Source organism: Brevibacillus sp. JNUCC-41 (genome assembly GCF_014844095.1).
In the GTDB taxonomy this organism is placed as follows: Bacteria; Bacillota; Bacilli; order Bacillales; family DSM-1321; genus Peribacillus; species Peribacillus aracenensis.
Genome location: NZ_CP062163.1, coordinates 4470200 through 4483709 on the forward strand (window position 1 = coordinate 4470200; position 13510 = coordinate 4483709).

The 13510-nt window shown below is 41.5% G+C and carries 10 protein-coding genes, 1 pseudogene and 1 riboswitch; of the genes and pseudogenes, 9 read left to right on the forward strand and 2 right to left on the reverse strand.

Features of this window, described 5'->3' with window-relative positions; all coding sequences use genetic code 11:
* Positions 1 to 20: 20 nt before the first annotated feature.
* The 3 genes from JNUCC41_RS21745 to speB all read left to right on the forward strand — a co-directional run bounded on the left by JNUCC41_RS21745 (position 21) and on the right by speB (position 4258).
* On the forward strand, positions 21 to 1202 hold the full coding sequence (locus tag JNUCC41_RS21745) for an iron-containing alcohol dehydrogenase (RefSeq protein ID WP_228467405.1): 1182 nt from the start codon (positions 21 to 23) through the stop codon (positions 1200 to 1202).
* A gap of 178 nt (positions 1203 to 1380) precedes the next feature.
* The gene (locus JNUCC41_RS21750; protein WP_192204803.1) at positions 1381 to 2853 is read left to right on the forward strand and encodes an aldehyde dehydrogenase family protein; all 1473 of its coding nucleotides are present in this window, start codon (positions 1381 to 1383) and stop codon (positions 2851 to 2853) included.
* 415 nt (positions 2854 to 3268) lie between these two features.
* Entirely contained in the window at positions 3269 to 4258 is a 990-nt protein-coding gene (gene speB / locus JNUCC41_RS21755; RefSeq protein ID WP_192204804.1) for an agmatinase, read from the forward strand.
* Between the two features lie 256 nt (positions 4259 to 4514).
* Positions 4515 to 4613, forward strand: a riboswitch (glycine riboswitch).
* Between the two features lie 243 nt (positions 4614 to 4856).
* On the opposite strand, the gene JNUCC41_RS21760 is transcribed toward speB, so the two are convergent.
* Positions 4857 to 5255 carry an alanine:cation symporter family protein gene (locus tag JNUCC41_RS21760; protein WP_192204805.1) on the reverse strand — a complete coding sequence of 133 codons (399 nt, stop codon included), beginning with the start codon at positions 5253 to 5255 and terminating at the stop codon, positions 4857 to 4859.
* Between the two features lie 54 nt (positions 5256 to 5309).
* Positions 5310 to 5507, reverse strand: a pseudogene (locus JNUCC41_RS26880) (IS110 family transposase); the annotation flags it as partial.
* Positions 5508 to 5833: 326 nt separating this feature from the next.
* Between JNUCC41_RS26880 and JNUCC41_RS21765 the strand changes: the two are divergent.
* The 6 genes from JNUCC41_RS21765 to JNUCC41_RS21790 all read left to right on the forward strand — a co-directional run bounded on the left by JNUCC41_RS21765 (position 5834) and on the right by JNUCC41_RS21790 (position 13500).
* The gene (locus JNUCC41_RS21765; RefSeq protein ID WP_192204806.1) at positions 5834 to 6826 is read left to right on the forward strand and encodes a thiamine pyrophosphate-dependent dehydrogenase E1 component subunit alpha; all 993 of its coding nucleotides are present in this window, start codon (positions 5834 to 5836) and stop codon (positions 6824 to 6826) included.
* Between the two features lie 21 nt (positions 6827 to 6847).
* Positions 6848 to 7882: an alpha-ketoacid dehydrogenase subunit beta gene (locus tag JNUCC41_RS21770; RefSeq protein ID WP_192204807.1), complete on the forward strand. Its 1035-nt coding sequence runs from the start codon at positions 6848 to 6850 to the stop codon at positions 7880 to 7882.
* Between the two features lie 98 nt (positions 7883 to 7980).
* Positions 7981 to 9201, forward strand: coding sequence for a dihydrolipoamide acetyltransferase family protein (locus JNUCC41_RS21775; RefSeq protein ID WP_192204808.1), 1221 nt, complete (start codon positions 7981 to 7983; stop codon positions 9199 to 9201).
* A gap of 17 nt (positions 9202 to 9218) precedes the next feature.
* Positions 9219 to 10601, forward strand: a complete 1383-nt coding sequence (gene lpdA, locus JNUCC41_RS21780; RefSeq protein ID WP_192204809.1) for a dihydrolipoyl dehydrogenase — start codon at positions 9219 to 9221, stop codon at positions 10599 to 10601.
* A gap of 22 nt (positions 10602 to 10623) precedes the next feature.
* Complete coding sequence (locus JNUCC41_RS21785) at positions 10624 to 11400, forward strand: acetoin reductase (protein ID WP_192204810.1); 777 nt, start codon at positions 10624 to 10626, stop codon at positions 11398 to 11400.
* 213 nt (positions 11401 to 11613) lie between these two features.
* A complete protein-coding gene (locus tag JNUCC41_RS21790) occupies positions 11614 to 13500 on the forward strand; it encodes a sigma-54-dependent Fis family transcriptional regulator (protein ID WP_192204811.1) in 1887 nt (628 codons plus the stop codon).
* Positions 13501 to 13510: the final 10 nt, after the last annotated feature.

The window sequence follows — 13510 nt, forward strand, 5'->3', positions numbered from 1 at the left end:
AAAATTGAAAGGGGAAATTAATGATGATCTGGGATTTTAATTTCAATATTCCTACCTCTATAGAGTTTGGAGGCGGAAAAGTTAAAAATATTGGGAAAAGAGCAAAAGAGCTAGGAGGAAAAAAGGCTCTTCTTATTACCGATAAAGGACTAGCGCAAACTGGAATTTTGCAAAAGGTTATAGATGCGTTAGACCAAGAAGGTGTCAATTATATTGTTTTTGATGAAATTACGCCTAATCCAAAAGATGTAGATTGTCAAAGAGCCTATGAGCAATTTAAAGACGAGGAAATAGATCTTTTGATTGGTCTTGGCGGAGGAAGTTCAATGGATACAGCCAAAGCAATTGGTACACTTTTAACCCATGGAGGAGAGCTTAGAGAGCGTTACGGTGTAAATTTACTAGAGCGAGAAATCACACCACTTATTTGTATCCCTACAACTTCAGGTACTGGAAGTGAAGTTACAACAGGTTCTGTCATTACAGATACAGTTACAAAACAGAAAGAGGCTATACTTGACATTAGATTGGCTCCGAAACTAGCAATTTTGGATCCTGAATTAACTCTAACTCTGCCTAAATCTATTACTGCTGCTACTGGAATGGATGCACTTACACATGCTATCGAAGCTTATACCAGCAATATTGCTGAACCCATTTCCGATGCTCTCAGTCTTTATTCAATTGAATTAATTGCTAAGTACCTTCCATTAGCTGTTGAAAATGGGAACGACTTAGAAGGACGGAAAAATATGCTTGTAGCCAGTTTAATTGCAGGTATGGCATTTAATCACGCGGATCTTGGTGCTGTACATGCTATGGCTGAACCACTTGGAGGTCTTTATGATACTCCACATGGGGTAGCAAATTCTATTTTTCTTCCACATGTTTTTGAATTTAATATTCCTTCAAACCCTGAAAAGCATGCAATTGTAGCTGAAAAACTTGGAGCAAATAAAGAAGGTAAAACAATTGAAGAAACTGCCTATGAAGGTGTTGTCTTGTTAAAAGAGCTTGCTCGTAAAATTGGCATTCCCGATTTTCGAGATTTAAATAATGTCAATCCTGAAGATTTCCCATTCCTTGCTGAAGGGGCAGCAGTTCATTTATGCACACAGACGAATTCAAGAAAAGTGACACGCGAAGATTATTTGGCATTATTCCAAAAGACTTATGAGGCGAAAAACACAACATTAATTTAACTATAAAGATTGATTTAGAAAATTTGACATGACCAATTCTAAATGTTCCTCGATGGAAGATTTGTCGAGTTTTTAAGTGTTAATGTGGATTAAGAGTTTTTGAATCGGTGGTCAGCTTGATAGGAGCTTTAATTGGGCGGCCACCATGGCTTACATAAAAACTGGAGGTGTTTTTACAGTGTTAAATCTGAAAATGTTCATAAACGGAGAATGGATGGATTCTTTAAGTAAACAAAAGAGTCAAGTTGTAAACCCTGCAAACGGCAAGTTCATTGCAGAGGCTCCCAAGGGAAATGCAGAAGATACCCGAATGGCCATCGATGCGGCGCGAACCGCATTTGATTCCGGGATTTGGTCAGATCTGCCAGCTTCAGAACGGGCTTCCTACCTATTTAAAATAGCGGAGACACTTGAAGAAAGAGCATCTGAGCTTAGCCAGCTTGAAACAGCGAATACCGGAAAACCTCTTAGAGAAGCGGAATTTGACATTGCGGATGCAGTGGATTGTTTTCGATATTATGCCGGTTTAGTCACTAAACCCGATGGACAAACATACCCGGTTTCCGGTCCTGTACAGGCTATGGTTGTTCGGGAGCCGGTAGGGGTATGCGGACTAATCGCTCCATGGAATTTCCCTTTACTGACAGGAGCCTGGAAAATTGCGCCTTCCCTTGCTGCAGGAAATACGATTGTGTTTAAACCAGCCGGGATCACTCCGATTACGACTGTTAAATTATTTGAGATTATCCAAGAAGTCGGCATACCGGATGGCGTTGCCAACCTAGTTATGGGCGGCGGGGGAACAGTAGGAAATGAACTAGCGGAAAGCGATAAAGTCGATATGGTTTCGTTCACTGGCAGCACAGAAACAGGCAGAAACATCATGAAAACAGCAGCTGGAAATATTAAAAACATTGCACTCGAATTAGGCGGCAAGTCACCTAATATTGTTTTCGCTGATGCAGATTTTGAAACAGCCGTGGACTATGCTTTATATGGGATTTTTATAAATTCTGGCCAAGTTTGTAATGCAGGATCTCGTTTACTGCTTGAAGAGAGCATTCATGCCAAGTTTATCGAGAGACTGGTAGAGAAGGCGAAAAAAATCCGGGTCGGCCCTGGCGATCAACCGTCTACAGAAATGGGGGCGCTTGTCAGTGAAGACCATATGAATGAGGTGCTCAACTATATTCAACTAGGTATAGAAGAAGGGGCGAAACTAGCCTGCGGAGGCAAACGTATCACAAGCGATGCGCTTGAAAACGGTTATTTTGTTGAGCCGACGATATTTGTTGACACTAAACCTGACATGAGAATTGTTCAGGAAGAAATATTCGGTCCGGTACTGACTGTGCAAAAGTTTAAAGATGAAGCAGAAGCCATCCAGCTTGCGAATGATACCCCATATGGCCTCGCAGCAGGTGTATTTTCACAAGACGGTGCGAAGGCATTAAGAGTGATTAAGAAAATAAGAGCCGGAATTACATGGATTAATGCCTACAATCTAGCCTACAACGAAGCACCGTGGGGAGGATACAAGCAGAGCGGAATTGGTCGAGGGTTAGGAACATTTGGTTTAGATGAGTTTAGTGAGGTAAAACAAATCAACATTAATTTAGAAGTGGAGCCAACCAAGTGGTTTGATCATTAAAAATGGAGAAGTAGAGATAAATGAGTAAAAGAGAGTGAGTAATGCTTACATCGAAGAAATTTTTGACTAATAATAGAGGATGCATTTTTTAATTTGCCAATATTTTAAAACTTAATGATTTTCAAATATTAATTCTGAAGATGGGCTTTAACAGAAAGAAAGCTGTCAGCCTACTTGATTATTTTACGAGTAAAAGGCCAGTTCATCAAGATTTGTCTTTTTTAAGACCTAATAAGACATGCATAGTATTTGAATTATATTCTCCGAGCTCTTTCTCAGTGGCGTTTACTAAGAAAAATCGAGTAATCAGAAAATATGTTGGTTCCTAGTAGTCATTATTGACTCCTAGTTTTATAAGTTGGCATGAAGCATGCGTATATTATCGAGAACGTAATACAAGTGGGAGGCAACGTACATGTCGAATAATGAAAAACAACACCTTAATTTACCTTTTACCGGAATCTGTACTTTCGGGAAATATCCCGTGTGTCCTGATCTAGACCAGCTAGATGCAGATGTAGCTGTCATTGGAGTCCCAAATGATATGGGAACACAATGGAAGTCAGGCGCAAGAATGGGTCCAAGAGGAATTCGTGAAGGCTCTACATTATATAGTTTCGGGTTAGATGGAGCCTATGATATTGAAAATGATATCATGTATCTTGGCCCGAAATGGAAAGTTGTTGATTGCGGTGATGTAGACATGGTACATGGGGATATGATCCAATCCCATGATAATACGGAAGAAGCCATTCGAAAAATCGTTTCAAAAGGTGCAATGCCGGTTGTTTTAGGTGGAGATCATTCCATTACAATTCCAGTAGGAAAGGGCTTGGATGAACTCGGGCCATTTCATGTGATCCAGATTGATGCGCATTTAGACTGGGCAGATCACCGTTCAGGAATGCGGGTTGGACATGGAAGCTGCATCCGCCGCTTATCTGAAATGAATCATGTTCAAAAGATTTTTCAATTGGGCATTCGTGGAATCAGCAGCAGTAAAAAAGAAGATGTCGATGCTGCCAGAGAATACGGAAGTGTCATCTTGTCTCCCCGCCAAATGAGAAAGATGGGATTTGAACAAGTTCTGGAACTTATTCCAGCAGGTGAAAAATATTATATTACCATGGACATTGATGGCCTCGACCCATCAATCGCCCCTGCGACAGGCACACCTTCTCCTGGAGGCCTGCTTTATGATGAAGTCAACGAATTACTCCATGGAATTGCAAAAAGAGGAGAAGTAATCGGTTTTGATATGGTAGAAGTAGCTACACCTTACGATCATACGGGAATAACTGGACAAGTGGCAGCGCGCCTCTCATTAGACTTGCTTAGTTATGTTTTAAAGGAAAAAGAGAAAAACAGGCTGCAATCAGCGATCATCAAGAGAAGAAATTCATAAAGAAGCATTAGTCTGTTAAATTTTAAAGCGTTTGCTGATATAAAGTGATTTTCCTCTTAGTTTCCTAAATATGTATAAATGATAGAAGCGATATCATAAAAATATTTATGTAAATAATTGTCTATTTTGAATATATTGAGTATCTAAAAAAGTATAGAGGATGACGGTTGTGGGAGAGTGCAATGTAGACAGCCAACGAATGAGCAAGTTCCCAAAAAAACCTGGAACAAATCTCTCAGGTAAAAGAAACATAATAGGACGCAACTCTGGGGAGCGCGTTTATAAAACGCCACCATTGGGGAAACTTTTTTTAGCATAGAGTTAAACCCTCAGTTAAAAGGACAGAGAAGGGAATGTTGCCATTACTCTTTTCTGTCCTTTTTTGCTTTGTGCGGGAGCCATTCTATTTAGGCTCCATTGGTAACGATTTGTATTGTATATATGTGTAACCAAACTTTATTTTCATTGATATCGATTCTCCATAATAGTAGTTACCAATAATGGAACTAATATGTGAATAACAGTACGATAATGGCAAGCCAAAATGCCTGCCCAAGATTCTAATATCGTATCAAGCCCATTTTGTGTAAGGATGAAATCATCTGTTTCCTTCGATATATACAGGCCTGAAAACAAAATAAGGTAGGCTGTCGAACCAATAGGGGCAATACCCATCCGACTTCATTTGAAAATAGACCCTCTTGATTACTTGCAACATAACAGCGCCTAGTTCTCCGCCAGCCACTTCCCTTAATCCAAATGCACTTTCAAAGATTAAAACAAAAACACTCTGTAACTCGGTAACATTCATGACGACGATAATAATCAACGCTACTAACACGTATGCTCCTGCCATAATAGGGACGATGACAACAGATGCTTTTGCAATCATTTTAATCCCGCCAAAAATGATGACAGCCGTAACCCATTTTTCGATTCCAAACGATTCATTGAACGCACTTGTAATCGTGTTGGCTTGTACCAAATAGAAATTCAATCCCTATCCTTTTTGAAGGTGGGGATATTTTACGCTTACTCATAGAAAAAGAGATGGCTCCAAATCTACTTTATTATACAGCTTGCAGAGATAGCAAGCATCAATCACATCTGTCTTTACTTTTCGTAGAGATGAGCTCTTTTCATGCTATTAAACAAGTGGGTTAATGATAATTAATAAATAATCTCTTTCCTCGAAATGCTGAACAACTGGTGTATGACAATGACTAGTAGACTCTAATACGACCGAGGTCGAATTCCTGTTAAGTTTTCTATTTCCCTCTTACTTACAAAAATCCATGATAGTAAGTACTGACACCTAAATAAATGGTTCATAAAGAACTTATTCCATAAACAGGCTCCCTCCACATTCAAACCATTTTTTCACTTCAGTGATGATCGAATTAGGATAATTTATTTAAACAAAACGAGACAAAACGAGACAACAATCTCATTTTGTCTCGTTTTGTTTCGACTGAAAATAAATAAAATCCTCATTTTAGCGACCTCCCATCTTGGCACGGCATTTGCAATATCAATATAAAGAATGACTCATTATTATTGATTGGGGGCTAAAAAATGGAAACGGTTCAATCGAATGAAATAAAGTTATCACAGGACAGGGCTTATTGGATGTACAAAAAAATGCTGGAGATCAGGAAATTCGAAGACCAAGTTCATGAATCTTTTGCAAAAGGGATTTTACCAGGTTTTGTCCATTTGTATGCTGGGGAAGAAGCGGTAGCTGTAGGAGTATGTGCTCACCTTTCTGAAAAGGACAGCATTACAAGCACTCACAGAGGGCATGGCCACTGTATTGCAAAAGAATGTGACCTTAACGGGATGATGGCTGAAATCTATGGGAAAGTGACAGGGCTTTGCAAGGGAAAAGGCGGTTCCATGCATATTGCCGATTTGGATAAGGGGATGTTAGGTGCTAACGGGATAGTTGGTGGAGGCTTTCCGCTCGCATGCGGTGCAGCATTAACTGCGAAATATAAAAAGACCGATCATGTTAGTGTTTGTTTTTTTGGTGATGGTGCCAATAATCATGGGACATTCCATGAAGGTATAAATCTGGCGGCAATTTGGAAGCTACCCGTAATATTCATCGCAGAAAATAATGGGTATGGGGAGGCCACGCCATTCAATTATGCTTCAAGCTGTAAAACGATAGCCGATCGGGCGATTAGCTACAATATCCCGGGTGTCCGAGTGGATGGGAAAGATGTATTGGCTGTGTATAAGGCTGCCGAAGAAGCCGTTCAGAGGGCTCGCAGGGGAGAAGGTCCATCATTGATCGAATGCGTTACTTATCGTAATTATGGACACTTCGAGGGAGATGCACAGAAATATAAAAAAGAACAAGACAAAAAGGAGCATAAACAAGAGAAAGATGCGATTGCCCTGTTTAGGAATTACTTACTCAAACAGAATCTGCTGGCGGAAAAAGAACTGATTTCTCTTGAAATTGCCGTTGAGGAATCTATTAAACAAGCAGTCAAGTTCAGTGAAGATAGCCCATATCCAGAGGCTTCCGATTTATTAAAAGATGTTTATGTATCCTATTAAATGATAAAAGGAGGAATTAAAATGAGTAGAAAAATCAGTATGTCACAGGCAATAAATGAAGCAATGGCCATGGCAATGAGAAAAGATGAAAATGTCATCCTTATGGGAGAAGATGTAGCCGGAGGCGCAGAGGTTGATCATTTGCAGGATGACGAAGCATGGGGTGGTGTTTTAGGTGTCACAAAAGGATTGGTTCAAGAGTTTGGCCGTGATAGAATCCTTGATACTCCCATTGCGGAAGCCGGTTATATGGGTGCGGCCATGGCAGCTGCTTCGACAGGCTTACGACCGATTGCCGAGCTAATGTTCAACGATTTCATTGGGAGCTGTTTGGATGAAGTATTGAATCAAGGTGCGAAGTTCCGCTATATGTTTGGAGGAAAAGCACAGGTTCCCGTGACAATCCGTACGATGCATGGTGCAGGGTTCAGGGCTGCAGCACAGCATTCACAAAGCCTTTATGCCTTGTTCACTAGCATTCCTGGATTGAAGGTCGTTGTTCCCTCATCCCCCTATGACGCAAAAGGGCTCTTACTTTCAGCCATAGAAGATAATGATCCCGTCATCTTTTTTGAAGATAAAACGTTATACAACATGGTCGGAGAGGTTCCGGAAGGCTACTATACAATCCCATTCGGCAAAGCTGAAATTAAAAGGAAAGGCTCGGACTTGACGGTCGTTGCCATCGGTAAACAAGTTCACACCGCGATGGAGGCTGCTGAAAAACTTACTGCTAAAGGCATTGAAGTCGAGATTGTCGACCCTAGGAGCTTGTCACCACTGGATGAAGAATCGATTCTCAATTCTGTGGCAAAAACAAATCGTTTAATCGTGATCGATGAAGCGAACCCAAGATGCAGCGTCGCAACGGATATTGCCGCACTGGTGGCGGATAAGGGATTTGACACGCTCGATGCGCCAATTAAAAGGATTACGGCACCACATACACCTGTACCTTTTTCTCCACCGCTAGAAGATATTTACCTTCCAACATCAGAAAAAGTGATACAAGTCGTTTCAGAATTATTGGGGGAGCCTTCCATTCTTAGGGTGTAAATATGATGCATGCTCCAGCTTTTTCGCATAGAACTGCAAAAGTTGGAGCAACAAACCAATGGTGGACACAGAAACCAATCTGAAGGGAGAAAAAAGATATGGCGGTCGAAGTGGTAATGCCGAAATTAGGCATGGCAATGAAAGAAGGCACTGTTTCGTTGTGGAGTAAGGCTGTTGGGGATTCAGTAGAAAAAGGTGAAGCAATAGCCAGCATCAATTCAGAGAAAATCGAAATGGATATTGAATCTCCTGCTGAAGGTACGATTCTGAATATAGCTGTTCAAGAAGGACAAGGAGTACCTCCAGGAACCGTTATCTGTCATATCGGAAATCCGAATGAAGAAATAGTGATCGATGATCATGTTGCTGAACAGACTCAGTCGATAATTGCTGAACAAGAAAAGCCGAAAACAAAAGAGACACCCATTTTGCCAATGGGAGATCGTTTGATGATCACCCCGGTTGCACGAAAAATGGCACAGGCAGCGAATCTTGACATTGAGAAGATTCAAGGCACCGGGCCAGGTGGAAGAATCACTAAAGAAGATGTACAGAAAGTAATCGAAAAAAGGGATTCCATGTCGGTAAAAACAGAAGAAAGAATAGTTTCTCCCCAATCAACTGTAGAGAGTCGGCAGCAGATCCCTGTTACCGGTATGAGGAACATCATTGCAAAACGTATGAAAGAGAGCCTGCAAAGCAGTGCCCAATTAACTCTAACGATGAAAGTTGATGTCACTGATTTAGTCATTTTGCAAAAACAGGCTACTGAAACGCTACAAAAACAAGAATCAACTAAATTGACGATAACGGACTTTGTTGCCAAGGCTGTCGTGCTTTCACTTAAAGAGCATCCTAAAATGAATAGTGCTTATATTGAAGATAACATCATTTTGTATGAGCAAATCCATCTTGGAATTGCGGTGGCATTGGAAAAGGGGCTCGTTGTTCCCGTCATAAGAAATGCCGAAAATTGTACCCTAAGACAGTTATCGAAAAAGGGTAAGGAATTGGCCCGATGTGCACGTGACGGTCAATTGCCCATTGAAGACATGCAAGGGTCCACTTTTACCATCAGTAACCTTGGGGCATACGGCGTTGAGCATTTTACACCGATTCTCAATACACCGGAAACGGGGATTCTTGGAATTGGCTCTGCTTACGAAACCCCGCGTTATATTGGCGAAGAATTGGCGAAGAGAACGATCTTGCCACTCAGTTTAACGTTTGATCACCGTGTACTTGACGGGGCACCTGCTGCTGCCTTTTTACAAACACTTAAACGGTATTTAGAAGAGCCGATCACCGTGATTTTATAGAAAAGGAGGGAAAGCTCTTGAATCGTATAGCTATTATAGGCGGCGGTCCTGCAGGGTATGTAGCGGCAATCACTGCTGCCCAGCAGGATAAGGAAGTCATATTGGTAGTCGATGGGCCATTAGGGGGCACCTGTTTAAACGAAGGCTGTATGCCAACGAAGTCATTATTGAAAAGTGCTGATACGTATGACTTGGTGAAAAATGCCGGTCATATGGGAATTCGCCTGCCCTCCAATTTGATTGAAGTTGATTGGGATACCGTACAGGAACGAAAGAGAGATGTCATATCTAAACTAGTGAACGGCATTCGATATTTAATGAATAAGAATAAAATAAAAGTCATTCAGGGAAGGGCGTCTATCCTGACGGGCCATCGACTGCGAATCGAGAACGGAAATAAAAATAAAGAGATTGAAGCTAGTAAGATCATCATTTCAACTGGGTCCGAACCGATTCCTTTACCTTTTGCGCCGTTTGATGGTGAATGGATCATCCACAGTGGCCAGGCCATGTCACTTCCTGCCATTCCCGAGTCGCTGCTCATTGTCGGAGGCGGCGTCATCGGATGTGAATTTGCCAGTATTTATAGCAGGATGGGCACCAAGGTTACCGTTATCGAAATGGGGGCAAAGCTGCTTCCGGGGGAAGACGATGATATTACGAGCATCCTTCATGGAGAATTAAAAAAACAAGGCGTAACGGTCCAAACCTCCACATCTGTCAAAAACATCAATGCAACCAGTAAGACGGTATTTTTGGAGAAAAGCAATGGAGAATCGGAAGAACTTCATGCAGATTACGTACTCGTATCAATAGGGAGAATACCAAGAGTGAACGAAATGGGCTTAGAGGGAAATGATATTGATTTTTCCCGACTTGGCATCTCGGTGGATGATCGAATGCAAACAAGCAATCCATCGATTTATGCCTGTGGTGATGTGATAGGGGGCATACAACTTGCCCATGTTGCTTTTCATGAAGGGCGAGTTGCGGCTCTGAATGCCTGTGGCCAATTTGCACAAGTGAATTACCGGGCAATCCCTCGCTGCATTTATACCTCCCCGGAGATTGCCAGTGTAGGCTTGACTGAAAAAGAAGCGCGTAAAAAATATGGGGAAATTAAAGTTGGTGAATTCGCTTTTTCCGCAAATGGGAAAGCGATCCTTTCCAATGAACCGGTAGGAAAGGTCAAAGTGCTAGTGAACCCACAATATAATGAAATTCTAGGTTTTACCATTGTTGGTCAACATGCGACAGAATTGATCGGTCAAGGTACGGTCATGCTGCATGCAGAAATAACGGCAGATATGATGGATGATTTTGTAGCGGCACATCCAACCTTGTCCGAATCCATTCATGAAGCTTTTTTGAACGTTGTAGGTCAAGCTGTGCATTCATAAAAACCAGAAGGGGGATTTTTATATGGCTAGCGGTCAACGGACGGCGGTAGTCACTGGTGCAGGACGCGGTATCGGACGTGCCATTGCATTAAGATTGGCTCAAGATGGATTGAATGTGGTCATTAATGATGTCAATCTGGATACGGCTGAATCGGTCGTGAATGAGATCAGGGAAATTGGGCGTGAAAGCTTTGCCGTTAAAGCGGATGTAAGCAATAGACGGGAAGTATTCGAAATGGTGAATCAAGTTGTAGAACGTTTTGGACAACTGGACGTTATGGTTTCAAATGCAGGTATTGCTCAAATAAAGCCTCTATTGGAGGTAACTCAAGAGGATCTGGAACAGATTTTCAATATAAATGTAAATGGTGTCCTCTTTTGCCTCCAAGCTGCTGCTGAACAAATGAAAAAGCAGGAAGGTGGGAAAATTATAAGTGCTGCCAGCATCGCCAGTTACAAAGGCTTTAGTTTACTAGGTACATACTCGGCCACAAAATTTGCCGTAAGAGGCATTACACAAGCGGCAGCTCAGGAATTGGCCCAGTTTGGCATTACGGTGAATGCATACTGTCCAGGAATTGTCGGGACGCAAATGTGGGATTTAATTGATGAAAAAATGGGTCAATATATGAATCTTGCTAAAGGGGAAACATTTAAAAAGTTTACAGATTCCATAACCTTAGGACGCTCCGAAACGCCAGAAGATGTTGCGAAATTCGTATCTTACCTTGCTTCACCGGATTCGGATTATATGACAGGGCAATCCATCATGATAGATGGCGGGGTTATATTTTCATAAAACTAACGCATTATATTGTTAGATGGAGAAGCATCGTGTGAATGATCACATGATGCTTTTTGTGTAAACTAAATCTATATATTGTAAGCGGATACATAATCTACTATAATTAAATGGACCTCGATTAACATCCTATTTTATACTCCATGGTATTTTTCCTCTAGATTGACTGGTCAAATGAAGGTTTAAACCAAATGATTAGAGGAGGATTTTATGCTATCCACTAGTTGTTATCTACGCACATGGGAACGCTTTGTAAGTGAAGGGGTTCTCGATTCAAATCGTCTGAACAAGCGAATAATGGAATCCTGGCATCGCTGCAAAAAAGAACAAGTCAACCCATACCTTAATAAAGGCAAACACATTTTGACGAATGAATTATTGGACATTCAAAGAGAAAAGAACTCCTTCCTATTAGAAGTGGCATCACCCCAATTAACTAGGATGAATCAATCAATAAAAGAATCAGGAATGATGGCCTTATTGGTCGATCCGGATGGATATGTCCTTTCACTTTCCGGAAACGAGAAAATCCTCGATGAGGCAGGCAAAATAAATTTTGTGGAGGGCGTATGCTGGACGGAGGGGGAGGTCGGAACGAACGCGATTGGAACAGCCTTGAAAACGGGTGAAGCCGTAATGATTCAAGGTACCGAGCACTATTCAATTGCCTCACACAAATGGAGTTGCTCTGCCATGCCCATTTTAAATGAAGACGGTAAGATATTGGGAGTTTTGGATATATCATGTCCAGTAGATTATTTCCATCCTTCCATGCTGGGTATGGTAGCCAGTTTGGCGTATACAATCGAACAGGAAATGGGAGTGCGTTCCTATAAAAAGGAGCTGGCATTGACCCAGCACTCGATAGAACTTGCTGAGACCTACCCGGATTTGCCTTTTATCGTCTGTAACCATAAAGAAATGATAATCTCCGCCAGTAAACAGATTCGCAAAAAAATTCCTCAATCCATTGGTATGGCATTGGCCGATCTATTAAATCATGGATATCGAATCGTAAAGGAAAATCCGCTTCTATCCAAAGAGGATAATAGAGTTTCGGGTAAGTGTTTATTCTTATCAGAGAATCATGGTCATGAAACCAATCGGCTTTTCCCTGCTTCAATGCCTGCAGAAAGGTTCGCCTTCAAAGGGGAAAGCGGGATTAGCGAAGCCTTTCATAACACATTACACAAAGTGAAGCTTGTTGCACCGACAGAAGCAAATGTGTATATTTCTGGTGAAACAGGGGTCGGGAAAGAGCTTATTGCCATGGCCATTCATGAAAATGGGTTTCGTAAAAAAGGACCGTTCGTCACGATAAATTGCGGGGCCATACCTAAAGATTTAATGGAGAGTGAATTATTCGGGTATGTCGAAGGTGCTTTTACTGGGGCTAAACGGCAAGGGCACAAAGGGAAGTTCGAGCAGGCAAATGGAGGGACCATTTTTCTCGATGAAATCGGTGAAATCCCTTCAGCGATGCAAGTCGCCTTACTGCGTGTACTTCAGGAAAGAAAAATCGTTCCAATCGGTGGCACAAAAAGCATTTCATTGGATATTCGCATTATCACTGCAACACACCGTAATCTTGAAGAGCTTGTCAATGAAGGGTCCTTTCGGAAGGATTTATACTATCGGTTGAACGTTTACCCCATTCATGTACCGCCCTTGAGGGAAAGGATTGAAGACATTCCTTATCTAGTCAACTACTTGTGTGTGAAGAATAATTGGAATATTCCATTAACGGAAGAATTATTGAATCGTTTAAAAGAGTACAATTGGCCAGGCAATATTAGAGAATTGCAGAATGTACTTCAGCGATTGACCATCTTACTTGCGGAAGGACCTCTGGATTATGGTAAAGTGTTGAATTCCATGTATTCTCAACCCGTTACACGGCATGATGATTTCCCTGCATGGGAGGAACCTGGTGATAAAGGCATATCGGGAAAAGAACTGACGATCCGTGAAAAAATTCAACGGGATTTAATGATAGAGGCATTACAAAAATCAAGAGGGAATGTAACGGCTGCAGCAAAGTTGATGGATATACCAAGAAGTACATTTTACAAGCGGCTCCATAAGTATGGTATATAGACATGGCGTG